This is a genomic window from Brevibacillus panacihumi W25 (assembly GCF_000503775.1).
GTDB lineage: Bacteria > Bacillota > Bacilli > Brevibacillales > Brevibacillaceae > Brevibacillus > Brevibacillus panacihumi_A.
The window spans coordinates 1,532,157-1,557,822 of sequence record NZ_KI629785.1 but is presented as its reverse complement, the minus strand read 5'-3'; the positions used below and the strand labels follow the sequence as shown (position 1 = coordinate 1,557,822).

The 25,666-nt window shown below is 53.0% G+C and carries 22 protein-coding genes and 2 riboswitches; of the genes, 16 read left to right on the top strand and 6 right to left on the bottom strand.

Features of this window, described 5'->3' with window-relative positions; translation table 11 throughout:
• Positions 1-38: 38 nt before the first annotated feature.
• The gene (locus T458_RS48530; protein ID WP_023558382.1) at positions 39-899 is read right to left on the bottom strand and encodes a hypothetical protein; all 861 of its coding nucleotides are present in this window, start codon (positions 897-899) and stop codon (positions 39-41) included.
• A gap of 392 nt (positions 900-1,291) precedes the next feature.
• On the opposite strand from T458_RS48530, the gene T458_RS48525 reads away from it, so the two are divergent.
• From T458_RS48525 to T458_RS48500, 6 genes are all read left to right on the top strand, one after another.
• Positions 1,292-3,700 (top strand): 3-hydroxyacyl-CoA dehydrogenase/enoyl-CoA hydratase family protein, encoded by a 2,409-nt coding sequence (locus T458_RS48525; protein ID WP_023558380.1) that lies wholly within the window; start codon positions 1,292-1,294, stop codon positions 3,698-3,700.
• A 13-nt stretch (positions 3,701-3,713) separates the two neighbouring features.
• Positions 3,714-4,892 carry an acetyl-CoA C-acetyltransferase gene (locus T458_RS48520; RefSeq protein WP_023558379.1) on the top strand — a complete coding sequence of 393 codons (1,179 nt, stop codon included), beginning with the start codon at positions 3,714-3,716 and terminating at the stop codon, positions 4,890-4,892.
• 38 nt (positions 4,893-4,930) lie between these two features.
• Positions 4,931-6,709, top strand: a complete 1,779-nt coding sequence (locus tag T458_RS48515) for an acyl-CoA dehydrogenase family protein (RefSeq protein WP_023558378.1) — start codon at positions 4,931-4,933, stop codon at positions 6,707-6,709.
• Positions 6,710-6,872: 163 nt separating this feature from the next.
• The gene (locus T458_RS48510) at positions 6,873-8,420 is read left to right on the top strand and encodes a spore germination protein (protein WP_023558377.1); all 1,548 of its coding nucleotides are present in this window, start codon (positions 6,873-6,875) and stop codon (positions 8,418-8,420) included.
• Positions 8,417-9,517 carry a GerAB/ArcD/ProY family transporter gene (locus T458_RS48505; RefSeq protein WP_023558376.1) on the top strand — a complete coding sequence of 367 codons (1,101 nt, stop codon included), beginning with the start codon at positions 8,417-8,419 and terminating at the stop codon, positions 9,515-9,517. Before T458_RS48510 ends, T458_RS48505 begins: the two co-directional genes overlap by 4 nt.
• Positions 9,514-10,632, top strand: a complete 1,119-nt coding sequence (locus T458_RS48500; protein ID WP_023558375.1) for a Ger(x)C family spore germination protein — start codon at positions 9,514-9,516, stop codon at positions 10,630-10,632. Before T458_RS48505 ends, T458_RS48500 begins: the two co-directional genes overlap by 4 nt.
• A 47-nt stretch (positions 10,633-10,679) precedes the next feature.
• Here T458_RS48500 and T458_RS48495 read toward each other — a convergent pair whose 3' ends face one another.
• Genes T458_RS48495 through T458_RS48480 form a run of 4 tightly spaced genes read right to left on the bottom strand, consistent with a single transcriptional unit; the run spans position 10,680 to position 13,754 of the window.
• Entirely contained in the window at positions 10,680-11,192 is a 513-nt protein-coding gene (locus tag T458_RS48495) for a 1,2-dihydroxy-3-keto-5-methylthiopentene dioxygenase (protein WP_023558374.1), read from the bottom strand.
• A gap of 14 nt (positions 11,193-11,206) precedes the next feature.
• A complete protein-coding gene (locus tag T458_RS48490; RefSeq protein WP_023558373.1) occupies positions 11,207-11,866 on the bottom strand; it encodes a methylthioribulose 1-phosphate dehydratase in 660 nt (219 codons plus the stop codon).
• A 2-nt stretch (positions 11,867-11,868) separates the two neighbouring features.
• Positions 11,869-12,543 (bottom strand): 2-hydroxy-3-keto-5-methylthiopentenyl-1-phosphate phosphatase, encoded by a 675-nt coding sequence (locus tag T458_RS48485; protein WP_023558372.1) that lies wholly within the window; start codon positions 12,541-12,543, stop codon positions 11,869-11,871.
• Positions 12,540-13,754, bottom strand: coding sequence for a 2,3-diketo-5-methylthiopentyl-1-phosphate enolase (locus tag T458_RS48480; RefSeq protein WP_031306103.1), 1,215 nt, complete (start codon positions 13,752-13,754; stop codon positions 12,540-12,542). Before T458_RS48480 ends, T458_RS48485 begins: the two co-directional genes overlap by 4 nt.
• A 118-nt stretch (positions 13,755-13,872) precedes the next feature.
• Positions 13,873-14,017, bottom strand: a riboswitch (SAM riboswitch).
• A gap of 132 nt (positions 14,018-14,149) precedes the next feature.
• Between T458_RS48480 and T458_RS48475 the strand changes: the two genes are divergently transcribed.
• The 10 genes from T458_RS48475 to T458_RS48425 all read left to right on the top strand — a co-directional run bounded on the left by T458_RS48475 (position 14,150) and on the right by T458_RS48425 (position 24,921).
• Positions 14,150-14,683: a sigma-70 family RNA polymerase sigma factor gene (locus tag T458_RS48475; RefSeq protein WP_023558370.1), complete on the top strand. Its 534-nt coding sequence runs from the start codon at positions 14,150-14,152 to the stop codon at positions 14,681-14,683.
• Positions 14,664-15,848: an anti-sigma factor gene (locus T458_RS48470; protein ID WP_023558369.1), complete on the top strand. Its 1,185-nt coding sequence runs from the start codon at positions 14,664-14,666 to the stop codon at positions 15,846-15,848. Before T458_RS48475 ends, T458_RS48470 begins: the two co-directional genes overlap by 20 nt.
• Before the next feature lie 80 nt (positions 15,849-15,928).
• Positions 15,929-16,071, top strand: a riboswitch (SAM riboswitch).
• A gap of 119 nt (positions 16,072-16,190) precedes the next feature.
• Entirely contained in the window at positions 16,191-17,420 is a 1,230-nt protein-coding gene (gene mtnK, locus T458_RS48460) for an S-methyl-5-thioribose kinase (protein WP_023558367.1), read from the top strand.
• Positions 17,417-18,457 carry an S-methyl-5-thioribose-1-phosphate isomerase gene (mtnA, locus tag T458_RS48455; protein ID WP_023558366.1) on the top strand — a complete coding sequence of 347 codons (1,041 nt, stop codon included), beginning with the start codon at positions 17,417-17,419 and terminating at the stop codon, positions 18,455-18,457. Before mtnK ends, mtnA begins: the two co-directional genes overlap by 4 nt.
• Positions 18,458-18,551: 94 nt before the next feature.
• The gene (locus tag T458_RS48450) at positions 18,552-19,022 is read left to right on the top strand and encodes an OsmC family protein (RefSeq protein ID WP_023558365.1); all 471 of its coding nucleotides are present in this window, start codon (positions 18,552-18,554) and stop codon (positions 19,020-19,022) included.
• The gene (locus tag T458_RS48445; protein WP_023558364.1) at positions 19,019-19,585 is read left to right on the top strand and encodes a GNAT family N-acetyltransferase; all 567 of its coding nucleotides are present in this window, start codon (positions 19,019-19,021) and stop codon (positions 19,583-19,585) included. The genes T458_RS48450 and T458_RS48445 overlap by 4 nt, the downstream gene beginning before the upstream one ends.
• Positions 19,586-19,629: 44 nt before the next feature.
• Positions 19,630-19,827 (top strand): hypothetical protein, encoded by a 198-nt coding sequence (locus T458_RS48440; protein WP_023558363.1) that lies wholly within the window; start codon positions 19,630-19,632, stop codon positions 19,825-19,827.
• A gap of 39 nt (positions 19,828-19,866) precedes the next feature.
• A complete protein-coding gene (locus T458_RS48435) occupies positions 19,867-21,618 on the top strand; it encodes an ABC transporter ATP-binding protein (protein WP_023558362.1) in 1,752 nt (583 codons plus the stop codon).
• 15 nt (positions 21,619-21,633) lie between these two features.
• Positions 21,634-23,712 (top strand): ABC transporter ATP-binding protein, encoded by a 2,079-nt coding sequence (locus T458_RS48430; protein ID WP_023558361.1) that lies wholly within the window; start codon positions 21,634-21,636, stop codon positions 23,710-23,712.
• 18 nt (positions 23,713-23,730) lie between these two features.
• Positions 23,731-24,921 carry an MFS transporter gene (locus tag T458_RS48425; protein WP_023558360.1) on the top strand — a complete coding sequence of 397 codons (1,191 nt, stop codon included), beginning with the start codon at positions 23,731-23,733 and terminating at the stop codon, positions 24,919-24,921.
• Between the two features lie 272 nt (positions 24,922-25,193).
• Here T458_RS48425 and T458_RS48420 read toward each other — a convergent pair whose 3' ends face one another.
• Positions 25,194-25,661: an RDD family protein gene (locus tag T458_RS48420; protein ID WP_023558358.1), complete on the bottom strand. Its 468-nt coding sequence runs from the start codon at positions 25,659-25,661 to the stop codon at positions 25,194-25,196.
• Positions 25,662-25,666 lie beyond the last annotated feature (5 nt).

Genomic DNA, 25,666 nt, shown 5'->3' with positions numbered 1-25,666 from the left:
GGTGCCCTTTTTGTAACCGGAACGGATCAGATCATTCCCTACCTTTGCCCATTTTTGACGGTCTTGTACAGCAGGAATCCACCCATTGCGATGATCGTCACAAAGCTTGCCCACGCCAGAAGGGGGAAAAGTGACAGTTCGAGTACGGATAAGCCCAGATACGTTTGCCACCCGACCGCAATCAAGCCGAGCAAGTAGAGGAGGCCAGTCAGATGAATCCACCTGCTGCGAAGCTGTGCAGACAGCGCATGCTTCGCCAACAGGGCGGCGACGGGAATGACCTGCAAGGCGTGAAAGCCTATACCGTGGAGCCAGATGATGTTTCCGTCCGGACCGGTATAACGGCTCTGTAGGAAGGAAATCCATACCCCGCCCGCCATGGATAAGAGGACGGCGATCATCGAGTAGCGGATGCCCAAAACAAGTTCAGGATGAAGATTGTACGCTTTTTTACGGAAGAATGACAGACCAAAAAACAGATAGAACAAGACCAGAAGAAGCGCGACAAAAGCAAATGTGTTGGATACAACGTAATCAAAGGGACTGCCGTTGCTGTGAAATCTGGGGTCTACGCCGCGAAAGTTCTGTACGTTTTCTGCAAAATAAGAATAAAGGGCAAGCAAGATGTAGCTCCACCGGAAAACGGTTCTGCTGATCCGGCTCATCCCCGAAAATGGACTGATTGCAGCCGTCGACAGCAAAAAGATGCCGAGTGCAGCGTTGAAGGAAAACGCTTTTGAGACATCGCCTTCAGAGCCGACAGATGCCCCGTACAGCAAGACCCAAACGGCGCATATTCCAGCAAGCAGAAAAGCAAGCAATCCAGTGAGGACCAACCCTCTTTCTCCCTGAAAATAAGAAATGTGGGGAATTGTATTCCCTTCTGTCTGATTTCGCACAATACCTCACCCAATCGTAAAAAATGTGATAGGTCGAGTGTATGGTATAGAGCCAGGAGGGAGTAATGACCGCGAGGAGGAACTTTTTGGAACGCAGGTTTGATTATCCTGTACGTCTAAAGACTTACATTCATCTTGCAAGAGACAGAATTTTCGATTACAATGACAACTGAACGCTGATTCAGTTTGTGGAACCAAACATCTCATGGCTCATCCGGCCGCAAGTGAGATGTCATTTTTTCCCCACAAAATGAATGAGTATTCATTCAAAACATCAGATGATTTACATGACAGAACGACAGCCAAAAACGTATAATGAATAGGAAAAGCACGCTATTCAGAAAATTTTTATGATTGCCGCATAATCGATCATAACGGAGGAGGATTTGGTGATGGAACGCAAAATTCGCAAAGCTGCCGTTCTCGGGTCTGGAGTGATGGGAGCCGGGATCGCCGCACATCTGGCAAACGTAGGAATTCCCGTCTATCTGCTCGACATCGTGCCGCGTGAACTGACGGAGGAGGAAAGCAAAAAAGGGCTTACCTTGGCTGACGCTGCCGTCCGCAACCGGATCGCGCAGGCTGGCAAGGATCGTCTGCTCAAGGAAAAACCCGCTCCTCTCTATGATAAGCAATATAGTGAGCGGATCACAGTTGGGAATTTCGAGGATCATCTCTCCTTGCTCGCGGAAGTGGACTGGATTATCGAGGTCGTGGTGGAGAATCTGGCAATCAAGCAGAAGGTGTTCGCCATGATCGAGGAAGTGCGTCAACCAGGCACAATCGTCTCTTCCAACACATCGGGAGTTTCCATCAACGAGATGAGCGAAGGCCGCTCCGAGGAGTTCCGCAAGCATTTTCTCGGGACGCATTTCTTCAATCCGCCTCGCTATCTGAAGCTGCTCGAAATCATTCCAGGCACGGATACAGACCCTGCCATCGTGGACTTCATGATGCAGTTTGGCGAGCGGGTGCTGGGCAAAGGAACGGTCCTTTGCAAAGATACGCCCAACTTCATCGCCAACCGGATCGGTACATACGGCTTGCAGGTCTCGATCCAGGAGATGGTCAAGGCGGGACTGGGTGTCGACGAGGTAGACGCGTTGACCGGACCTGTGATCGGTCGTCCAAAGAGCGCCACTTTTCGCACGCTGGATGTGGTGGGACTGGACACCTATGTGCACGTCGCCAACAACGTAAAAAACAAAAGCTCCGATGAGGAAGAAAAGGCTGTCTTTGAAATACCGGATTTTGTCTTGCAGATGGTCGAGCGGCGCTGGATCGGCCAGAAGGCGGGCCAAGGCTTCTTTAAACAAATCAAAACCGCCCAAGGAAAAGAAATCCATGCGATCGACACAGCGACGCTGGAGTACCGTCCAAGCGTGAAAGCGAAATTCCCCTCCCTCGATGCCGCCAAGACGGCAAAAGCCTTGCCTGAGAAGCTGAAGGCGCTCGTCTACGGCAAAGACAAGGGAAGCGAATTCGTCTGGAACGTCTTCAAAAAGGTTCTCTTGTATGCCGCGGACAAGACGTATGAGATCGCAGACGATATCGTGGCGGTCGACCAGGCGATGAAATGGGGCTTCGGCTGGGAGCTGGGGCCGTTCGAGACGTGGGACGCCATCGGTGTCGAGAAGTCGGTCGCGCGTATGAGAGAAGAAGGGGAGAGAATCCCTGCCCTCGTGGAAGAGCTTCTGGCAAGCGGAAAAACCTCGTTCTACCAGAAGCAGGAGGGACGTCTCTCGGTCTTTTCGATCGGCGGCAAGTATAAGGAAGTCGAGAGCAAAAAGGAAAAAATCAATTTGGCGGCGCTCAAGGAGCAGGGCAAGCTGATCAAGAAAAACGCCGGCGCTGCCTTGATCGACCTGGGAGATGGCGTGGCTTGCCTGGAGTTCACCTCTCCGAACAATGCATTAGGCATGGATGTCCTGCAAATGGCGAATTTCGCCGCAGAGGAAGTGAAGAAAAACTACCTGGGTCTCGTCATCGGCAACCAGGGCAAGAACTTCTGCGTGGGCTTGAATCTGGCGATGGCGCTGATGGAGGCGCAGGACGAGAACTGGTTCGAGCTCGACATGCTGGTGACCAATTTCCACAAGGCGGCGCGTGCCATCCGCTACATGCATCGCCCAGTCGTTGCCGCACCTTTTGGCATGACCTTGGGCGGCGGAGTAGAGGTCAGCTATCTGGCGGACCGGGTGCAGGCATCAGCTGAGACCTATCTCGGATTGGTGGAGGTAGGCGTGGGCTTGTTGCCAGGTGGCGGCGGTACCAAGGAGATGCTCTTCCGTGCCATGGAAAATGTGCCGCAGGGCGGTACCGTCCCGGTCGATCCTTTCCCGTTCGTCGCTCGCGCTTTTGAGACGATTGCGATGGCTAAGGTGTCGACAAGCGGTCAGGAAGCCATTAACCTGGGCTATCTGCGCCCGACAGACCGGATCAGCGTCAACCCGGACCATCTCTTGTACGATGCCAAGCAGCTGGTGCTGGAGATGGATCGCGCAGGCTACACCCCGCCAGTGCCGCGCAAGGTCCGCGTCATCGGGGATACCGGCTACGCGACATTGCGCCAGAACATTTACGCAATGAAGAAAAGCGGCTATATCAGCGATCACGATGAACTGATTGCCAGCAAAATCGCCTATGTTTTGTCCGGCGGCAACCTGCCAGCAGGGACCGAAGTGACGGAAGAATACATTTTGGAGTTGGAGAAGCAAGCCTTCCTGGAACTGATCAAGACTCCAAAATCGCAGCAGCGGATGCAGCACATGCTGACGAAAAACAAGCCATTGCGCAACTAGGGGGGTAAAAAGGATGAGAGAAGCAGTGATTGTCGCAGGTGCCCGCACCGCGATCGGCCGAGCAAAAAAAGGAAGCTTGAAGGATATGCATCCCGTCGATATGGGGGCAGAGGTGATTCGCGACCTGTTGCGCCGGGTTCCGCAGTTGGACCCGGCCGACATTGAAGACGTGATTATCGGGAATGCCGTGCCGGAAGCGGAGCAGGGTATGAATATGGCGCGATTGATCGGACTTCGCGCCGGATTGCCGACGAATGTGTCGGGCATTACGATCAACCGTTTCTGCTCCTCCGGCTTGCAGACGATTGCATATGGCGCCCAGCAGATCATGGTCGGCGGCGCAGATGTCATCGTGGCAGGCGGCGTGGAAAGCATGAGCCTTTTGCCGATGACAGGGCACAAGGTCGCGCTCAACCCGACGCTGGTGGAAACCTTGCCGGAAGCCTATATGGGCATGGGACACACAGCGGAGGAGGTAGCGAATCGCTACAACATATCCCGTGAAGACCAGGATGCGTTTGCCTTGACCAGCCACAAGCGGGCAGCAGCAGCCATAGCGGCTGGCAAGTTCCAGGATGAGATCGTACCGGTCACAGTGAAGCAGCATGCCTTTGATCAAAACGGAAAACTGGTGGTCAAGGAGCGCGTCTTCACTACGGACGAGGGGCCGCGACCGGACAGTACGCCGGAAGCGCTCGCCAAGCTGAAGCCAGTCTTCAACGTCAAGGGGAGCGTCACGGCAGGCAATTCCTCGCAAACGAGCGATGGTGCGGCAGCCGTGTTGATCATGTCAGCGGAGAAAGCGGCAGAGTTGGGCGTGGAGCCGATCGCCAAGTTCCATTCCTTTACCGTCGGCGGGGTAGACCCGGATGTGATGGGGATCGGTCCGGTCGTTGCGATTCCGAAGGCATTGAAAATGGCTGGCCTGACGATCGAGGATGTAGATCTGTTCGAGTTGAACGAAGCGTTCGCTTCCCAGGCTTTGGCAGTCATTCGCGAATTAGGACTCGATCAGGAAAAGGTAAACGTCAACGGCGGTGCCATTGCTTTGGGGCATCCGTTGGGCTGCACAGGCGCTCGCTTGACCGTCTCGCTGCTGAATGAAATGAAGCGTCGCGGCGGTAAATACGGTGTCGTTACCATGTGCATCGGCGGCGGCATGGGTGCAGCGGGCGTTTTTGAAATGATGTAAATCAATCCAACAATTTCAAAATGTGAGGAGAGATAGACATGGGAGAGACAAAAGAATTGATCCGCGGTGGCAGTTTTTTGATTGATGCAGGCTCGGCTGATGATGTGTTCGTGCCGGAGGAGTATACCGAAGAACAAAAAATGATCGCCAAAACGACGGAAGAATTCGTCGTCAATGAGGTTCGTCCGCACCTGGAGGAAATCGAGAACCATCAATTCGATATCTCCGTGCGTCTGTTGAAAGAAGCAGGGGAACTGGGGCTGTTGGCAGGTGATGTGCCAGAGACGTACGAAGGTCTGGGACTCGACAAGGTAAGCACCGCTCTCGTCACGGAAAAATTCGCGCTCTCTCGCGGCTTTGCGCTTAGCTTCGGCGCCCATGTGGGGATCGGTTCTCTCCCAATCGTCTATTTCGGAAACGAAGACCAGAAGAACCGCTACCTGCCTGATCTGGCGTCCGGGAAACGCCTGGCTGCGTACTGCTTGACCGAACCGGGTTCAGGCTCGGACGCCCTCGGTGCCAAGACGACCGCGACGCTCTCGGAGGATGGCAAACACTACATCCTCAACGGGGAAAAGCAGTGGATTACGAATGCGGGCTTTGCGGATGTATTCGTGGTGTACGCCAAGATCGACGGGGAGAAATTTACCGCATTTATCGTTGAGCGCACATTCCCGGGTGTTTCTTTTGGACCGGAAGAAAAGAAAATGGGAATCAAGGGCTCCTCGACACGCACCGTGATTTTGCAGGATGTGCCGGTACCGGTAGAAAATCTGCTGGGTGAACCTGGCCGCGGCCATGTGATTGCCTTCAACATTCTCAACGTCGGGCGCTACAAGCTGGCAGTAGGTGCTGTAGGTTCTGCGAAGCGTGCCTTGGAGCTTGCCACGACCTACGCGAAGGAACGCAAGCAGTTCAAAACGCCAATTGCCAACTTCACGCTGATCAAAAACAAGCTGGCGAATATGGCGACCAAGACGTATGCTGCGGAAAGCTCCGTCTACCGTACTGTGGGCCTGTTCGATGTGGCGCTCAACAGCCTGGGCGAGAAGGCAGACGATGGGAAGGAAATCGCCAAGGCCATTGCAGATTATGCCATTGAATGCTCGATCAATAAAGTATTTGCGACCGAAGTGCTCGATTACTGTGTGGATGAAGGCGTGCAAATCCATGGGGGGTACGGCTTCATGTCCGAATATGAGATCGAGAATATGTACCGCGACTCCCGCATCAACCGCATTTTTGAGGGAACCAATGAAATCAATCGCTTGCTGATCCCAGATACGCTTGTGAAGAAAGCGATGAAAGGCGAGCTGCCGTTGCTGCAAGCCGCCGCAGGTCTGCAGGAAGAGCTGATGAGCTACTATCCCGAGGAGATCGAAGACGCGCCGCTGGTGGCAGAGAAGCATCTGATCGAGATGACGCGCAAAATCATCCTGATGGTCGCGGGCTCAGCGCTGATGAAGTACCAGCAAGCCATCTCCAAGGAGCAGGAGCTGTTGGTCTTCGCGGCCGATATGCTGATCGAGCTGTATGCGATGGATAGCGTCGTAAAACGGACGGAAAAAGCGATCGCTGCCAACGGGCTGGAGCAAGAGCAGCAAAAGCTGGATCTGACGGTCGTCTATGTGCAGGAAGCGTTTGATCGCGTAGAGGCTTGGGCGAAGGAAGCTCTGGCCGCGATGGAAGAAGGAGACGATCTGCGTCTGCGCCTCTCCATCCTGAAAAAGCTGACTCGCCGTACACCGATCAATACCGTTCAACTGAAACGAGCCATTGCCGATCGCGTCATTGAAGCAGATGGATACGTGGTATAGAACCTAAGGAAGAATCAGCAAGGAGCTAAGGGAAATTTCCCTTGGCTCCTTTTTTATTTGAAATCTCTAAAAAGCAGCGTCCATTCAAATCGGTTGTGAATAGTTTTCCCAGTAGTCACCAACGCTAACAGAACAAACTACTGGGAGGCAGGAAAGCCGCAAGATGAGAATCAGAGGATGGATGAAAAGAAAAAAGGCGTTTGTGACTGAGAGAATCAGCCCGTCTGCTCCCCTTGCTCAAAACCGCATGATCAGTAATCGAACAAGCGAAAATATCGAGGAGATAACCAATATCTTTACCCTAACCCCTGACCTGGTTATACGCAGCTTTACCAGCAACTATATGGAGGGGCAGGTAACGTTGGTTTACCTGGATGGGTTGGTGGACAAAAATTCCATCAACAACAATGTGCTGCGCCCCCTTATGGCTCCACCCGAACAAGGAGGCATCAGTATATTTGGTCTGTTGTCTGTTAGTCAAATTTCACCCGTCTACGACTTTCGAACTGTCGAAGATAAAATTTTGCAAGGAAGCAGCTTGCTGTTTATTGAAGGGCAGCGAGAAGCGTATGCATTGGATACGAACGGATGGCCGCAACGCGCTATTGAAGATCCGCAGTTAGAGACTTCCTTGAAGGGCGCTCATCAAGGTTTTGTGGAAACGGCTTTGCAAAACATTGCTTTGATTCGGCGATACATTCCCAATCGAGAGCTGAAGATCAAGGAAATCTGGGTCGGGCAAAGAGGAGTCTGCAAAGTCTCTGTCATGTTTGTCGAAGATATTGTCGACCCGGATTTGCTTCGAATCTTGGAGGATCGGATCACCGCTATCACAGTTGACGCCGTACTCAACACCGGTGAGCTGGAGGAAATGATTGAAGACAATCCATACTCACCTTTTCCCCAATTTTATACGACGGAAAGGCCTGATACAGCAGCTTCTCATTTGTTGCAGGGCCGAATTGGCATCATAGTAGACCGGTCTCCCAGTGTCTTGATAGCGCCAAGCACGTTTGTCTCGTTCTTTCAATCCGTCGACGATTACAGTACGCGCTGGCTGGTATCCTCTTTTATCCGTTTGTTGCGCTTTTTAGCCATGGTGGTTGCAACTTTTCTACCTGCCCTCTACATTGCCTTGATCTCGTTCAATTACGAGTTGATCCCGCTAGATTTGATTTTAACGGTGGGCGAGTCAAGGGAAAGGGTGCCTTTTCCGCCCTTAATCGAAGCGGTAATGATGGAGCTGACGCTGGAAATGCTGAGGGAAGCAGGGATTCGGTTGCCTTCCCCGATTGGGCAAACGGTTGGGATTGTCGGAGGTATTGTCATTGGTCAGGCTGTCGTACAAGCAGGGATTGTTAGCAATGTCATGGTGATTGTGGTGGCGTTTACAGCGATCTCCTCGTTCATTTTTCCCAACTATGACATGGCTGCTGCTATCAGGCTGGTTCGTTTCGCCATGATGGGGCTAGCTTCGATGTTCGGGATCATCGGCATTGTCATCGGCTTTATGATCCTGATTGGGCATCTGATCTCCTTGGAATCGCTGGGGGCACCTTACGCGAGTCCGTTTGCACCAGTAAGGTTTCAGGATTTGAAGGATACATTTCTGCGGCTTCCCCTTTGGCTCATGAAGAACCGGCCAACGAGTGTCTTGTCGACTCAATCGCGCAGACAGGGGAAAAACTGGAGGAAGGAGGATCAGCAATGAACAAATCTGTACCACCCAAGTTGACGGTCCTCCAGTACATTTTTTTAATACATGGAACACAGGTGGGAATCGGTGTATTGTCCATGCCTCGGGAGTTGGCGGAAGCGGCAGGAACGGACGGGTGGATCTCTCTTTTGATCGGTGGGGGTGCAGCCGTAATCGCCAGTCTGCTGATTATCAGTGTCATGAAACGGTATCCAAATCATACGATTGTTGAGCTGCTGCCGCTATTCTTGGGAAAATGGGTAGGGAGAGCAGCGATTGTCCTGATCATTTTGTACTGTTTATTAGCGTGTATTACGGTGATTGGAAATACGGTGGGGATCTTGAATATATGGATTCTCACGCAGACACCTGGTTATTTGATCGTTTTCCTGTTTGTAATTCCGACTTATGTAATCCTCCAGAAAGGCATACATGTACTTGGAAGATATTCGGAACTGATTTTCTATCTTACACTCTGGATGCCAGTTGTGCTGACGATCACGCTGAGCGACGCCCATTGGCTGAATTTGCTTCCTGTCGTAAAAGAGGGGTGGGGTCCCATCATCTCGGGAGCTAGATTAACGGTATACTCCTTTCTTGGATTTGAGCTGGCTTTCTTTGCATACCCATTCCTGCATAATAAGAAGTATGCAGCGCTAGGGATCGTAGCGGCCAATACCTGGTCCTTGCTTGTATTTCTGCACGTTACCATACTTTGCTTCACGTATTTCAGTCCCGATGAGATCACGAAGTATACCTGGCCTACCCTTGTTTTGCTGAAAGGCATAGAATATCGTTTTCTGGAGCGAGTGGACATTACTTTCTTGTCCTTCTACTTGCTGGTGCTGTCTACGACCATCTTTCCTTACGTCTACTTTACAATCTTTTCATCCAGTCACTTACTGAAAAAATGGGACCCTAGAAAGCAATTGAAAGTCTTTTTAATTCTGCTCGTGGCGGCTTTTTGGCTGTACACGCCAACTTTTATGGATCTGAGGAGATTGACGGAGCTCTGGAGCCAAGCCGGCCTAGTCTTTGGGTATGCCGTGCCTCTACTCATATCCGGACCTATCTGGCTATACCATCGATCAGCCAAGGGGAGAAAAATATGAAAGCATGCATACGAATCTTGTTGTTGGTGATGGTGACCACGTGCTTATCCGGCTGTATGGACAGAATCGATCTGGAGGATACGACGATCACGCTTATGGCTGGAATTGACTTGAATGAAAAAAACGAAATTCTGTTTTATTTATCAAGCCCTGTCTTCAGTAAAGAGGCAAAGAAAAAGTCGGAGGAGTTCGGTGTGAAGGCGGATACCTTTCGAGAGGCTAGAGTCCGTCTGGACGAGGTGGTCACGGGAATTACGCTGCCAGGAAAAATTCAGGTGTATATTCTTGGAAAACGGTTTTTGAAACATCCGGAGTGGTTCAGATACTTGGATGTGATCTATCGGGATGCGCGCCTTACGGTTAACTCACGAATGGTTGTATACGATGGAGATGTCCATGAATTATTTCATTTTAACCCGAAGGACAAGCCGCGCCTAGCTCTTCATCTGACGAAGCTCATTGATACAGCCGCCCGCAGAAACGTGACTGTCAAAACAAAAGCGCAGGATCTGCATCGCCAAATCCTGGAAAAAGGGATTACACCCATACTCACAGAGATCAAGAAAGATAATCAGGTAGTGAAGGTGATGGGAATTGCACTATTGAGCGGAAAAGGAACCTATGTAAAACTGATTGAGCCGCCAGAATCTACTCTTCTGCTGCTGTTGCTTGATGGAAAGCAAGGGGATGTTGCGATGAGCTTTCTTCTACCGGAACATCAAGAGCGTGGCAAAATTATAAAAAGCAAGGTTAGTATCGTCATAAAAGATGTATCCAATAAAATAGAGACTTCGTATCAGGATGGCCGTTTTCATTTTACGGTGCGCCAGAAGCTGAAAATATCGATTACAGAAAGACTGTTTCCTTTCGATATGGAGAAGGGATACAAGCAAATGGAGCGGGAGATTGAGGAAGAACTGCGCAAGTCATACGCCAAATTAATCGAAAAATGCCAGAAATCCGCCACAGATCCATTTGGTTTTGGCATGCATGCCAGGGCTTACGAATACGAGGAGTGGAAGAAGGTGAAGGATAACTGGACAAAAGAATTTACCAAAGCCTCCGTCCAGATCATCCCGGAAGTATCGATCAAGGGTAATGGCGTGGTCAAATAACAAAAAAACACCCCGGTCGGCAGTGTTGGCAACCAGGGTGCTGTTGATTAATAGATGGCTTCCCAGCCTGCAGGGGTGACGAACAGGCGAATCGCCTTGATTTTGCGGTCATCCATCAGAGTAAAGTAGTGGCGGAAGTTGGGCGGTACGGAGATCAGGTCGCCCGGCTCCAATTCTACGTCAAAGTAGCGGCCGTCATCGCCTTTGATCGCAAAAATGCCATGGCCGTCTACGCAGAAGCGGCACTCATCATCTGTATGGTGATGCTCTGCTTTGAATTTGACGAGAAGCTCATCCAGATTGGGGTTGTTGTCGGAGAGGACGATGATGTCAGCTGTCAGATAGCCGCGACGCTTGCTGATGTCCTCGATCTCCGGTTTGAACGCGTCCAGAATCTGCTGCTTCTCTTCCTCTGTCGGGCTGTAGTTGTCGCGCAGGTTGGGGGCCAGGCGATCAACTCCCCAATGCTCATAAATAATGCCCTGGGTGCTGAGGAAGTCGTTTACTTCCGCAGCGCCTTTGATGTACTCGTTGGTATCGTGAAAACGAACTTGTGCCATGCTTGAAGCCCTCCTTAGATTGTGGTGGTAGAAGTGGACACGGTCGCGTGACGCAGCTGCAGCCAGCGAGCGTGGTACTCAAACAGGAATTCGAATGCTTCGAGGTGACGCTTCGCCTCGAAGTCATTGCCGCCCCACGCGTAGATGCCGTGGTTGCGGATCAGAACACCGGGTACTTCCGGCGTGATGACTTTTTCGATGGCGACTGCCAAAGTAGGAATATCTGCAAAGTTCTCGACGATCGGGATCGTAATGCGTGCATTTTCTTCCCAGATTCCCAGGCCCTTGATCAGTTCCTGGCCCTGAATGGAGAAGGCGCGCTGACCGAAGTACAGCTCTGAGATCAGATTATTCCAGACGGTGTGCACGTGGAAGCAGGCACCGGCTTGCGCGAATTTTTTATAGACGACAGCGTGGATCAAGGTCTCGGCGGAAGGCTTCAGGGTAGTGGCATCGACCGGACGAGAGTCTTTATCGACGATGAGATAATCCTCGGGTGAAAGCTTGGTTTTGTCTTTGCCGCTTGCAGTAACGGCAAATTGCAGGGGATCATCCGCGATCTTGATGGACAAATTGCCGCTGGTGCCAGGGAACCAGTCCCGACGGGCAAAGGTCATTTTCACGTCATCGAGACGGCGGAAGGCATCCAGGCGTTGCTCCAATGTTGCTGTCATGGCTAAGAGACCTCCTGTTGGTGTTTCAAATCCTGTAAAATGGCAATCACCTCGTGGAAGGTGGCAAAGGTGCGATGCGGCAATTGCAGCTCCTGCGCTTTCTGCGCCAGAAGGGAGCGGGCAATCACGTAGTCGGCAATTTTGGCTCCTGCCAGGTCAGTGATGGAATCGCCAATTACGACGCGAAAATACTGATTCGGGTCGTAGCGGCGAATGATCGTTGTCTTGCACATGCCGCAGCCGGTCGAGCAATGCTCGTCGCAGTGATGCGGCCAGGTGATCGTAATGTGATCTCCTGAAAAATCGCTTCCGTTGCAGTAGATCGGCACGCCAGTCAAATCGAATGGAGCGAGGATCGGCTCTACGAAAAAGTCGATGCCGCCGCTGGTGATCAGAAGCTCCACGCCCTCCTCGCGGCAGAAGCGGACAAATTCAGCAAAGCCGGGGCGAATCTTCGCTTCTTCGAGAATAAAATCAATGATCTCCTGTTTTTTCGAGGAGGGGACCATCTGAAACAACTGGCCGACGCCAGATTGAATCGTGATTTTTTGCGTCAGGATCTGCTCGATCAGCGTTTCGCACTCGGGTGGCGCGAATTTGCGCACGATGGAGACGATGTTGTCTTTTTCGGTGATGGTTCCGTCGAAGTCGCAAAAAAGGACTAATTTCTTGCTCATCGTCCGCCACCCCATTTTTCGAGGGCTATCGCCAATTCAGCGGAATCGGCCGCTGCATCCTGCAAGCTTCGGCCTGCTGTCACCGCTTCGATCGCAGCGACGAATGCCTTCGCTCCAGCAGTCGCTCCGCCAGGATGGCCGTGAATGCCGCCGCCTGCATTGACGATCTGATCCAGACCGAAGTCCGCGTACAATTGCGGGACGAGTCCAGGGTGAATGCCAGCGGACGGCACCGGGAAGGAGCGGCGTACGCCTTCGAGCGGCTTGGTCAGATGATCTGCCAGTTTCAGTGCTTCGTTTTTGTCCAAGGCGACGTTCCCGTACGGCGATGGGAACAGAACCAGGTCGGCTCCGGCGATCCGCATCAGTGTACCGAGCAGAAGCGGCGTGGCGATGCCGTAATCAGGCGACGGGTAGTAAGCCCCCGCCAATGCCGGGTGAGCCATGATCGGGATGTTGATATCCGGGTCAGCCGCCAAGCGATGCAGGGCGTCGAATCCGAAAGCCAGCACGTTGAACAGCAGGCAATCGGCACCTGCTTCTACGGCGCGTTTCGCCTTTTCGTTCAGCTCATGGACAGGTCCAGTCAGATTGGCTGCGTAAAGGACCGGTTTTCCTGTCTCAGCCTCAGCCTCCAACGCGATCTGTTTGAACGCCTTGATCCGTTCGAGGAATGGCGCACGATCATCGGCGAAGAAGATCTCGTCATCCTTGACTAGGTCGACGCCTCCCAACGCCTGAGCGCGGAACTGGGTTTTCAGATCGTCAAAAGGAAGCCCCAGGCATGATTTGAAAATGCTCATGAGCAGCGGACGATCATGGGCACCGAGTCGGTTGCGGAGGCCGTCGATCCCAAACTTGGGACCTGGGAAGTGTCCCAGAAGCGACTCAGGCAAGCTGATGTCCATGAGTTTGATTTTTCCGTCCATTGAGAGTTTGCCGAAAATCCCGGTTAACAGAGAAGGGATATCCGGGGTAAAATTGCGTACTGGATAACTGACGGTAATCAAGCCACGCTGCTCGCCGTTTGCCAGCGTTTCCAGCACTTTTGCCTGGACGGCTTCCCCGAGGTAGGGTTTCAATTCCTCTTGTTTGGCGGCAGGCAAATCTGTCCAGGAGCCTACCGTCATGCCGACGGCGATCGCCTCTGCTTTTTTATTCAGATCTTTGGCTTGTGTCAAATACGTAACAAGGATGCGCTGTTCACTCATCGTCAGGAATAAGCCTCCTTTTTCATTCGTGATCATTTGGCTTGCAGAAGCTTCGGAAACGAAAAAAAACCTCCCGGAGTGGGAGGCGCTTGTCGTCTGAAGAACGTTTTTTCGTCGCCTCTCATCTCTCGGGTAAGAAGTCAAGACAGGCGCTTGACTCTTATCCGTTGGAATTAGCACCGTTTCGCTCACTACAACGTGGTAGATGAGCGCCGGTTGCCGGGCATCATAGGGCCAGTCCCTCAGCCAGCTCGCGATAAGAGTTATGTTGTTGATACGCGTAGACGCGTATGAGATACACCCATGATATGACGTTCTCAAACAGGAGTCAATGTTTGTTTTTCAGGGCAGGCACCCGGAGTGAAACCTTTTTGGCTGTAAGGACGTGGTAAGGGATGAAAGGGTGTGAGAAGGTTGGGAAAGTAGGCCTGGAAGACGTGTACCGGTTACACGTAAATGACATTTACCGCTATCTTTTCCGACTGACAAGGGATGCGAGGCAGGCAGAGGATCTGACGCAGGAAACCTTTTTCCGCGCTTTTCAGGCCCTGGATGACTACCGCGGGGAAAAGGTGCGTCCCTGGCTGTTCAAGGTAGCATACAACGCGTTTGTCGATTGGCATCGCAAGCAGGCAAGACACCCTTTGCAGATTATGGAGCGACTGCCGGAGAGGGCGGACCTGCAGGCGATGGATCCGGCAGAAGTCTTCGTGTCGCAGGAATTGTGGGAGACGGCGCACGCCTATCTGGAGCTTTTGCCCGAGCAGCAGCGACAGGTGATTCTGCTGTTTGCCATGCAGTTTCGATACGCAGAGATCGCCGAGGTATTGGGAATCAGTCTGGCAGATGTCAAGCGTTCGCTTTTTCGCGGACGACAAAAGATGCGCAAGTTGTGGAGGGATCAGGCGGATGACGAACAGGGAAGATAACAACAAAGAAGGACGGCTGCTCGCCTATCTGCGCGGCGAGCTGACGGAAGAGGAAAAGAAGCGGCTGCAAGAAGAACTGGCTGACGATGAGGAGTATGCACAAAAGCTTGAGCGACTTTTGCTCGGCGAGGAAAACGAGGAGAAATCGTCCGAACCGATTGGACTGCCCGAAGAAAAACAGCGCAAAATCCTGCGTCGCGGAAAGTGGCGGATGCGTTTTGGCAACTCCGCTTTTACGCTCGGGATTGCGTTTGCAGCGGGAGTTTTGATTTTTTTCATCAATGGCTGGTTCGGCAGAGCCATGTACGACGATCTGTACCGCGTGACGAGGAGCATGGTGAATTTCACCCAACCGGGGATCACGGCCGGAAGCAGCGGCTCGCAGATCGGCCTTTTGTACGGAAACATCCAGATGGAGCTGCGCGAACAGGTGGGAAAAGAGAATCAGAACGCAGGCAGGATGGAGAGCACCAATCTTTTGTGGCTGATCCATGCACAGCCCAAGTGGCCCAACGGAATCCGCGATGTCAAATTGTTCTTTCGCTATCCGAATGAAGCAGCGACATCAGAAGAGACGAAATTCCGGCGGGACCCAGCGTGGAAAGCAATGGAAAAGCTGCCGGAGGGAACGGTCTCGCAGTTGGCCATCTCCTTCGATCGGCGTCTGACCTATGAGGAGTATCAGCAACTGATCTTGAGCCATCTGCCTGATTACGAGCATGAGACGGTCTGGTTCGCGGTAGACACGGGGGAAGAGATCAAACAGGCGGACGAGGAGAGAGGCGATCTATTGCTGTCAGCAGGGAAGGTCTGGGGCTTTTCCGAGCGCAGCTTGGATTATGGAGGGGCGTCCATTCAGGTCAACGGCGAGGGAGATCGACGGGCAGCAGCCTACGTATCCGAGATGAAATATTTAGCCGATCAGGAGCGGCTGAGCAGGGCGGTCGGCAGAGGCCTGATGTGGACCAACGATCCGAAAATCCAAGATCGCTATCAATACCTGCAGAAAAACGGCGTCCGCATCTACGGCGCAATCGTCACGGGACCGACCAAGGAATTGCTCAAGCTTCGGGAAGAGCCTTCGATCACCGCTGCCTTTTTGGGCAAGGTGGACTGGTGGAACTGGGAACGTCCCTCCGCGTCCGGCTCTCAGAACAGTTGGTGACGTACAGGAGCAAAAAGGGAGTTGACAGCTTCCACCACGGGTTGTATGATTCAAACTAATCAAAACTGCATACGTTGGATACCTTATCCAGAGAAGGTGGAGGGACTGGCCCGATGATACCCGGCAACCGACATGACGCGATTCAGCCGCATAACGCGACTGCAATATGCGACATGCACGGTGCTAATTCCTGCAGAAACAAAAGTGGTCTGGAAGATAAGGGGGAGACGGGCACGTTTACCTGATGCGTGTACGATGACAACCTCTTTTCTTCGAGAAAAGAGGTTTTTTATTTCTTTTAGGAATAGATCAAAAAAGAGCTAGAGGGGAGAATGGCAGACTATGGCCTATCGCGCGCTGACAGAACAAGAAGCAGTACAGTATGTAAAGGAATTGCCCGGGCTGTTTTCAGAAGGAGCCGACCTGTCCAGCCGGGAAATCGGCGACGGAAACCTGAATCTGGTGTTTGATATTCGCGAGGAGGCAACGGGAAAAAGCGTCATCGTGAAGCAGGCGCTGCCGTATGCTCGCGTGGTGGGCGAGTCTTGGCCCTTGACGCTGGATCGTGCCCGCATCGAAAGCGAGGCCCTGCAAATCCAGTACAAACGAGTGCCGGAGCTGGTGCCGCAGGTGTACCATTTTGATCAAGAGCTTGCTTTGACCGTGATGGAGAACGTCGGAGACCACATCATCATGCGCAAAGGCTTGATCGAGGGCAACCGCTATCCGCTGTTCGCAAAGCAGATCGGCAAGTTTCTCGCGCACACCCTTTTCTATACCTCTGATCTCGGATCTCATCCGTATGAGAAAAAAGCACTTGTCGGAAGATTCATCAATCCAGAATTATGCAAAATTACTGAAGATCTCGTTTTCACAGACCCTTATGAAAATGCGCCGACCAACAACTTCAATCCGCTGATTCAGCGGGAAGTGGAAGCGATCTGGCAGAACAAGCCGCTGAAGCTGGAAATCGCCAAGCTGAAATACGATTTTCTGACGCGCGCAGAAGCCTTGCTTCATGGAGATCTGCATACAGGAAGCATCTTCGTGACGAAGACCAGCCTGAAAGTGATCGATCCCGAATTCGCCTACTATGGACCGCTTGGCTTTGACATCGGTGCGGTGATCGCCAATCTGCTGCTCAACTACGCAGGACAGCACGGATTGCAAGCTGACCCAGGAGAACGGGAATCGTATCGCGAATACCTGTTGGAGACGGTAGAGGATGTGTGGAACGAATTCGTTTCGCAGTTTGTCCAGCTTTGGCACAAGCAAGCCAAGGAGCGCAGCGCTCATGTAGAAGGCTTGTGGGAGAGCTATGTGAACCGACTGATCCAGGACACGGCAGGATATGCAGGCTGCAAAATTCTGCGCCGCGTCATTGGGCTTGCGGGAGTGGCGGATCTGAACGAGATCGCTGATGAGCAGACGCGCGCAGAAGCGGAACGTCTGGCTCTCGCAATCGGGGAAGCGTTGATTTTGCAGCGCACCAAGATAGGCGAGTCGACCGATATTACCGATCTGGTCCGTTCCGTTACCGCGAAATTTTACCAGGAGGCAGCAACCGTATGACAACAAGTTCACAACTTACCCCGGTAAAGTGGGAGAATAACGCGCTGGTCTTGCTTGACCAGACGAAATTGCCAGTAGAAACGATCTATTTGACATTGACCACTGCAGAAGAGGTATGGGCGGCGATCCGCCACCTGCAGGTAAGGGGAGCCCCGGCGATTGGCATGGCGGCAGCTTATGGCTTGTATTTGGGCGTTCGCAACAGCGAGGCAGCGACAACGGAAGCATTGATCGCTGAAGTAAACCAAAAGGCGGAGTATTTGGGCAGTTCCCGTCCTACAGCCGTAAACCTGTTCTGGGCATTGGATCGGATCAAGGCGCGTGTGCAGCGCGATGCCGGAAAAGATGTAGTCCAGCTCAAGGCAGCGGTATTGGATGAAGCGCTGGCGATTCAAAAAGAGGATGCGGAGGTTTGCCGCACGATCGGGGAGAATCTGCTTACCTTGCTGGAAGACGGAATGGGTGTTCTGACGCACTGTAATCCCGGCGCACTTGCGACAGCAGCTTACGGTACAGCGACAGCGCCGTTTTATCTGGCGAAGGAGCGGGGCTGGGACCTGAAGGTATTCGCCGATGAGACACGTCCGGTTCTGCAGGGAGCGCGTCTGACCGCGTATGAACTGCAGCAGGCTGGCATCGATGTCACGCTGATCTGCGACAACATGGCGGCAATGGTCATGTCCCAGGGCAAGGTCCAGGCGGTCATCGTCGGTACCGACCGCGTGGCGGCCAACGGGGATGTAGCCAACAAAATCGGCACATACGGCGTAGCCGTTTTGGCGAAAGCCCATGGCATTCCGTTCTACGTCGCCGCACCTCTTTCTTCTATTGATCTGGAGACGGCGACAGGGGCACAGATTCCGATCGAAGAGCGCCCTGGCGAAGAAATTACGCACGGTCTGGGCAAGCAGGTAGCGCCGGATGACATCAAGGTGTACAATCCCGCATTCGATGTCACCCCTGCAGCCTATATCACGGCGATCGTGACGGAGACAGGGATTTTCAAACCGGAAGAGATTGCGAAAAGCAAGGCCTAGCACATAAAGCGTCCACTGCATTCTGCGGCTGGACGCTTTTCTCCATTTTTTGGTCAACTCCTGTTATGATAGTAGAAAAGGAAGTGGGATCCAGATGGCGGAAGGGCAAAAAAGGATCGGTGTCAGAACACAATGGTTGGGAAGACGGCAATTTGAAGCCGTCGGACCGAGTGGTTATCCTGTCCGGATGGATGCCAAGGAAGAATACGGCGGCGAAGGAGCAGGAAACAGTCCGCTGGAGCTGCTGCTCGTCGGTTTGACCGGTTGCATCGGCATCGGGGTGACGCAATTGCTGGAGAAGATGCGGCAATCACTGGAATCTCTTGAAATCGAGGCCGACGGGATTCGCGAGGCCAAGCTCCCCCATGCGATCACACAGATCCACCTTACATTTCGTGCGACCGGTGAAGTTGCGCCATCGCGCATCTGGCAGGCTGTGAAGCTGGAGGCCGAGCAGTATTGTCCAGTGGCGAAATCTTTGCATGCCGAGATCATCTTGCAGGTCATATTGAACGGCCAAGAGCTCCCCATGCCAGCGGAGGAGTCCAAGGAGGGATTGAGATGAGAGTATTGCCGATGACAGAAGATGCATTTCTCAAGCAATTGGAGCCTTCCGATGCAGCGGAGATGTTTTGGCTGATCGATACGAATCGAGCGTATTTGCGCGAGTGGCTTCCTTGGCTCGATTACACCAGGCAGGTGGAGGATACTGCCCATTTTATTGCGATGACGATCAATCAGCACAACAACAACCAGGGAACGCATTACGGAATCTGGTACAGGGGGAGAATGGCCGGGACTTTGGGTGTTCACAACCTGGACTGGATCAACAAGAAAACCTCCCTGGGCTACTGGCTGGGGGCCGGGTATCAGGGACGAGGCTTGATGTCCATGGCTGTCGAGACGTATATGGATCGCTTGATTTTTGGTTCTTGGGGCATGGAAAAGGTGACGATCCAGGCGGCGACGGGCAATGCCAAAAGCCGGGCGATTCCGGAGCGGCTCGGGTTCACGCTGGAAGGTGTCCTGCGCCAAAATGAATTCCTGTATGATCACTATGTGGACCATGCCGTATACAGCATGCTGCGCTCCGAATGGCTGGATTTACGGTCGCGCAAAAGCAATTGACAGGTAAAATTCTGTCAATTACGATGATAGGAGCAAAATGAGGGTTGCGTCTGTGCAACCCTTTTTCATACATCTTGCACTCCTTGAGAAACCGTCAAAAGGTTGAGGGGGACCAGACAAAGCTGGTCGAGGAAAAAGGGAAAAAAGCGAAGGCATTTGGGATCTTGACCAAGCTGGAGTTTTCCCTTTTTCCTCCCCCGGCAGGAAAGCTGGAAAATCACCACCAAAAACAACGCGGGTAATTCCTCGCGTTTTTCTCTTAGTAAAGAAGGTGAAAAAACGTGTACATCTTGCGAGAATTGTCCTGGTTTTTTCGGAAGCACTGGAAACGGTATACCGTGGGTATTGCTTTCTTGTTTGCGATTGATGTCCTGATGCTTTGGCCGCCACGCTTGATCGGAGAGACCGTGGATGCGATTCGCAACGGTTCGCTGACCGAGTCTGGCCTGACGAAAACGCTCTTCATCCTGCTCTCGTTAGGCGTGGCGCTGTACGTGATGCGTTTCGTCTGGCGGTACCTGCTCAATGGCGGGGCGCTGATCCTGGAGCGGGTGCTGCGGGAGCGGCTGTTTGGCCATCTGACCCGCATGACCCCCTCTTTTTACCAACGCAGGCGCAGCGGAGATTTGATGGCGATTGCCACCAACGATATTCCAGCTGTGGAGCGGACAGCGAGCATGGGCGTTTTGACCCTGGTGGATTCGCTGTTTATGACGCTACTGACGCTTGGCGTGATGATCGTGTCCATCGATTGGAAGCTGACCTTGGCAGCGTTGGTTCCCATGCCGTTTCTCGCCTGGTCGACCGCTTACTACGGACGGTTGCTTCACGAGCGTTTTTACCTGGCGCAGGAGGCATTTGGAGAAATGAACGACCACGTTCAGCAGTCCGTTTCCGGCGTGCGAGTCATGCGGGCCTTCGTTCAGGAAGACCAGGATGTGGAGGCGTTTCGCCGAGTGAGCGAGAAAACACTGGAGCGAAATGTGAATGTATCGCGCATCGACGCGCTGTTTGAACCAACCATTGGCATCATTATTGGATTCAGCTTCCTGATCGGATTGGGCTACGGCACGTATCTGGTCTTTACCAGTTCGATTTCCTTGGGCGATCTGGTCGCCTTCAACCTGTATCTGGGCCTTCTGATCTGGCCGATGTTCGCGTTTGGCTGGCTGATCAACGTCGTACAGCGGGGGAGCGCTTCACTCAAACGACTGACAGAGATGCTGGCGGAGGAGCCGGACGTTCATGAGACCTCCCACCCCGTAACAGAGGTAGGGGCCAATCATATCGAAGCCCGCCATTTTACCTTCACCTATCCGGGGACGGACAAACCTGTCCTGCATGACATCACCTTTTCGCTGGGGGAAGGTGAGACATTGGGGATCGTGGGACGAACAGGGAGCGGCAAATCCACCCTGTGCCGGACCTTGCTGCACCAGTATCGGATGGAAAAGGATGCCTTGTTCTTCGGTGGTGTGCCGATCGAGCAGATTTCCTTCGATTCCTTGCGCGCCAAAATCGGCTACGTGCCGCAGGAGCATCTATTGTTCTCACGGACGATTGCAGAAAATGTGGCCTTTGGCAAGCCGGAAGCGACTGAGCAAGAGGTCATGCGCGCACTCGAACTGGCGGAGATGGGACGTGATCTCGCGCAATTTGGTGAAGGACTCGAAACGATGGTCGGGGAGAAGGGCGTCACCTTGTCCGGGGGACAAAAGCAGCGCATCTCGATTGCACGGGCTTTGCTGATGGATGCGGATATTCTGATTCTCGACGACTCGCTCTCAGCCGTCGACGCGCGGACAGAGGAGCGAATCGTCCACCATCTCCGCCAGGAACGGCAAGGAAAAACGACGATCATCACGGCCCATCGCTTGTCGGCCGTACAGCATGCCCAGCTGATCCTTGTCCTCGATGAGGGAAGAATCGTGGAGCGTGGAACCCATGAGGAATTGATGAAGCAGGGGGGCTGGTACGCCGAGCAGTATCGCCGTCAACAGATGGAGCAGGACGTAGCAGCCGGTCAAGGCTAGAAGGGAGAGCGTTTCATGAGTGGGCAGAACGTATGGGAACGGTTAGTGGCATTCGCCAGACCCTTTCAAAAACAAATCGCGGGAGCGCTTTTTCTTCTGGTGCTTGGCACGGGAGCAGAGCTGGCGGGTCCCTTCTTGGCGAAGGTGATGATCGACAATCACATCCTCGCCATTCAGCAGACCTGGTACCAGTTTGAGCAGAAGCCGCAGGCAGCTGCAAAGATCGCAGTCGAAGTGGACGGCTATTATTACGTGCGGGAAGATAAGTTGCCGGCGATCGGGGAAACGCCGGATCGCTTGCAGGATCAGCAGATGACAGTGCTGACAGAAGGAATGACGTATTACCTGGTCGAGGGAATCGTAGAGCAAAACGGGGAAAAGCAGATCACACCGGTCGCTGCGGAAAGTGGCCGGGAGCGGGTAGAAGTGAGCGTGAACCAATCCGAGCCTGCCTCAGGCATTCGTCTGACGGCAGCAGAGGTAAAAGGGATGTATGCGGCAGATGTCCAGCCGATTATCTGGCTATCTGCGGGCTATGGGGTCCTGATCCTCTTGTCGGCGGGCTTCAATTACATTCAGATCTTGTGGCTGCAAAAGATCGCGCAACGGATTATCCAGCAGATGCGGATGAAGCTGTTTTCCCATCTGCAAAAGCTCCCGGTCTCCTTTTTTGACAAGACGCCTGTAGGCTCACTTGTCTCGCGTGTCACCAACGATACAGAGGCGATTCGGGAGCTGTACGTCAGCGTTTTGGCTACCTTTGTGCAGAACGGTTTCTACCTGGTCGGAATATTGATCGCCTTGTTCCTGCTGCAGCCAGAGCTTGCTCTGTTTTGCTGCGTGACGGTGCCGCTGCTCGTCTTGCTCGTCATCGTGTACCGCAAGTACAGCTCGCGCTACTACACGCTTATACGCACTCGGCTCAGCGACATGAACGCGACGATCAACGAGATGATTCAAAACATGACGATCGTGCAAGCGTTTCGCCGCGAAAAGGGCGTACAGCAGGAATTCGCCCAGATGAACGAGGAGTATTTCAAAGTCAGACTGAAGGAAATCAACGTCGAATCGTTCCTGCTTCGTCCGGCTGTCGACCTGATCTGGAAGGTGGCATTGACCTTGATCGTCTGGTACTTCGGCTCTGCCTCCTTTCACAGCGCGATCTCCTTCGGGGCGCTGTTTGCCTTTGTCGATTACATGGGGCGTTTTTTCGAGCCGATCAACATGATCATGGATCGCCTCTCACAGCTTCAGCAGGCGAATATTTCGGCCAAACGGGTCTTCGAGATTTTGGATACTCCGGCGCAGGAGGATGAGAAGAAAACGGCCGCTCCCCGACCAAAGGGAGAAGTAGTGTTCGATCACGTGTCCTTCGCCTATAACGGGGATGAATACGTGCTCAAAGATGTCTCATTCACGGCAAAACCGGGCGAGACGATCGCCTTGGTTGGCCACACGGGTTCGGGAAAAAGCTCATTAATGAACCTGTTGCTTGGCTATTACCCCGTGACAAAAGGGCAGATTTTGATCGATGGCACGCCAATGAGCGAGTTGGACATCCAATCCTTGCGCCGCCATTTCGGTCTGGTTTTGCAGGATCCGTTTCTCTTTGCGGGAAGCGTGGGCTACAACATACGCATGTACAATGATCACGTGACGGATGAACAGATCCGCGAAGCAGCCAAAGCTGTTCGTGCGGATGATTTTATCCGGCAGTTGCCGGGCGGCTATGACGAACCGGTGGTGGAGCGGGGATCGACCTTGTCGGCAGGACAGCGACAGCTCATTTCCTTTGCCCGTGCACTGGTCAGCGATCCCGCGATTCTGATCCTGGACGAGGCGACAGCCAGCATCGACAGCGAGACGGAGTCTGCCATCCAGGAGGCACTGCACGTGCTGTCTCAAGGAAGGACCACATTCATCATCGCGCATCGGCTGTCGACGATTCAGCATGCTGATCAAATTCTGGTATTGTCGCGCGGGGAAGTGGTGGAGCGAGGGACACATGAGGAGCTGATGGGTCGTGACGGCCTGTATCGAAAAATGTACCAGCTCCAACAAGGAAGTCTTTCTGCTACCGCATCGGGATCATGAAAGTGAGGGTTCAACACCATGCAATCATCGCGCTACACCTTTTGGGTGTTGATCGTCGTCGTGGCGGTCGCGGGAGCCAATCAAGGCTTGACCATTCCATTGCTGGCCGTCTTGCTGGAGCAGCAAGGCGTATCCTCTGTGGTCAATGGCTTGAATGCAACGGCTTTGTATCTGGGAATCGTGCTCGTCTCTCCTTGGCTAGAGATCCCCTTGCGTCGTCTGGGCTATAAAAACACGATCTTCTGGGGACTGGTGCTGTTGACGGGATCGACCTTGCTGGTCCCTGTCTTCTCTTCCTTGACGATCTGGTTTATCCTGCGTTTGCTGATGGGGGTGGGGGATTCCAGTCTGCATTACGCCAGCCAGATGTGGGTAACGAAAATTACCTCGGAGAAAAACAGGGGACGCGACTTGTCGATCTACGGACTGGCTTTTGGAATTGGCTTCGGGATTGGTCCATTGGGCCTGAACTTGCTGACGTTTGGCTTGTGGGTGCCGTTTGCTGCGTTGATCGTGCTGTACGTCATCGCCTATTTGCTGCTGGCGCGAATCAAAAATGACTACCCCGAAGAGTTCAGACCGACGGAGAAAAAGCAGAACAAATATGTAACGGTTCTGCGCATCGGCTGGCTGGCGCTGATTCCGGCTTTTCTCTACGGTTTCATGGAAACTTCACTCAATGGAAGCTTTCCTGTGTATGCCTTGCGTACGGGCTTGTCGCTGGAGTGGATGTCCCTGATCCTGCCGTCGTTTATCGTCGGGAGCATCATTCTGCAAATGCCGCTCGGGGCATTGAGTGACAGGGTAGGACGCAAAAAAGTGATGTTCGTCTGCGCCCTGGTTGGCGCGGCTGCCTTTTTCCTGTTTCCGCTGGCGGGGGAGAACGTCTGGGTGATGATGCTGCTGTTGGCAGTGGCCGGGGCGGCTGTCGGCTCTTTTTATTCCCTTGGCCTGGCTTATGCGGCAGATCTCTTGCCAGGCTCCCTGATTCCGACGGTAGGCATCGTAGCAGGGATTAACTTCGGAGTAGCCAGTATTCTCGCTCCGGGGATCAACGGGTATCTGATGCAGGCGTGGGAACCGTGGACGATGTTTTGGCTGATGGGTGCGCAGCTGTTGGCGTTTGCCGCCGCCTGTCTGGTTCATCGCAGCAGGCCGAAACGAGCGGCAACGGAACAGCATGGACAAAAAATTTTTACAGGTGCATAAAATTGGGATAAACGGGCGGCAGGTGGGGAAGCGTAGATATATAGAGAATGACGTGAAAAGGGGTTGGTCCAAGTGCTTACTCCGTGCATTTTCAAGCGTGGGATCATCTGGATACTGTTTTTCGTCGTGAGCTTGGTCCTCCTCCCGTTCTTTTATGAAGAAGAGGACAAACCGCCTGCTCCCGCTGCACCACAACAACAAATGCAAGCAAGGTAAAAAACTCGCTTTTTCGCGTGACCGACGCGGAAGCGAGTTTTTTGTTTGGCTGCGTCCTAGACCCGCTTTTCCCAAACGACGAAGGTATTGGCGATGAGATCATGCCAGCCTTGTTTTTTCTTGTTCCAGCCAACCCACATGTAGCCGAGCCCAAATACCAGGGACGAGACGAATTTGCCGATTACCTCGCGTAAAATGACTTGACCGGCGGAGAGGCTGCCTCGCCCCTCGCCAGTGGGAATGACGCGAATCCCGGTAATGATTTTGCCGAGCGTTTGTCCGGTCCACCAGGTTAGCAGAATGAAGTATAGCAGGGAGAACAGGATTTCCAGCAGATCGATCTGGGAAAAGGCAGCCCCGTACACTCCGAACAGACGGCGCAGGGGATTGAAGATCAACAAGGAGACGCCCATCAAAAAGAGGGAATCAAAGATAGTAGCTGCCACCCGAATCCAAAAGCCGGCAAAAACGTGGGTGGACACATCCTTGACCGGCGGTGAATCATCCAGCATTTTCTGTGTCATTGCTT

Excerpts from the sequence above, each read along its gene's own strand:
- T458_RS48485 (WP_023558372.1), bottom strand. The coding sequence starts at position 12,543 with ATGAGCAAGAAATTAGTCCTTTTTTGCGACTTCGACGGAACCATCACC.
- T458_RS48420 (WP_023558358.1), bottom strand. The coding sequence starts at position 25,661 with ATGACACAGAAAATGCTGGATGATTCACCGCCGGTCAAGGATGTGTCC.
- T458_RS48495 (WP_023558374.1), bottom strand. The coding sequence starts at position 11,192 with ATGGCACAAGTTCGTTTTCACGATACCAACGAGTACATCAAAGGCGCT.
- T458_RS48425 (WP_023558360.1), top strand. The coding sequence starts at position 23,731 with ATGCAATCATCGCGCTACACCTTTTGGGTGTTGATCGTCGTCGTGGCG.
- T458_RS48525 (WP_023558380.1), top strand. The coding sequence starts at position 1,292 with ATGGAACGCAAAATTCGCAAAGCTGCCGTTCTCGGGTCTGGAGTGATG.
- T458_RS48430 (WP_023558361.1), top strand. The coding sequence starts at position 21,634 with ATGAGTGGGCAGAACGTATGGGAACGGTTAGTGGCATTCGCCAGACCC.
- T458_RS48445 (WP_023558364.1), top strand. The coding sequence starts at position 19,019 with ATGAGAGTATTGCCGATGACAGAAGATGCATTTCTCAAGCAATTGGAG.
- T458_RS48520 (WP_023558379.1), top strand. The coding sequence starts at position 3,714 with ATGAGAGAAGCAGTGATTGTCGCAGGTGCCCGCACCGCGATCGGCCGA.
- T458_RS48450 (WP_023558365.1), top strand. The coding sequence starts at position 18,552 with ATGGCGGAAGGGCAAAAAAGGATCGGTGTCAGAACACAATGGTTGGGA.
- mtnK (WP_023558367.1), top strand. The coding sequence starts at position 16,191 with ATGGCCTATCGCGCGCTGACAGAACAAGAAGCAGTACAGTATGTAAAG.
- T458_RS48475 (WP_023558370.1), top strand. The coding sequence starts at position 14,150 with ATGAAAGGGTGTGAGAAGGTTGGGAAAGTAGGCCTGGAAGACGTGTAC.
- T458_RS48490 (WP_023558373.1), bottom strand. The coding sequence starts at position 11,866 with ATGACAGCAACATTGGAGCAACGCCTGGATGCCTTCCGCCGTCTCGAT.
- T458_RS48510 (WP_023558377.1), top strand. The coding sequence starts at position 6,873 with ATGAGAATCAGAGGATGGATGAAAAGAAAAAAGGCGTTTGTGACTGAG.
- T458_RS48480 (WP_031306103.1), bottom strand. The coding sequence starts at position 13,754 with ATGAGTGAACAGCGCATCCTTGTTACGTATTTGACACAAGCCAAAGAT.
- T458_RS48505 (WP_023558376.1), top strand. The coding sequence starts at position 8,417 with ATGAACAAATCTGTACCACCCAAGTTGACGGTCCTCCAGTACATTTTT.
- T458_RS48515 (WP_023558378.1), top strand. The coding sequence starts at position 4,931 with ATGGGAGAGACAAAAGAATTGATCCGCGGTGGCAGTTTTTTGATTGAT.
- mtnA (WP_023558366.1), top strand. The coding sequence starts at position 17,417 with ATGACAACAAGTTCACAACTTACCCCGGTAAAGTGGGAGAATAACGCG.
- T458_RS48500 (WP_023558375.1), top strand. The coding sequence starts at position 9,514 with ATGAAAGCATGCATACGAATCTTGTTGTTGGTGATGGTGACCACGTGC.
- T458_RS48470 (WP_023558369.1), top strand. The coding sequence starts at position 14,664 with ATGACGAACAGGGAAGATAACAACAAAGAAGGACGGCTGCTCGCCTAT.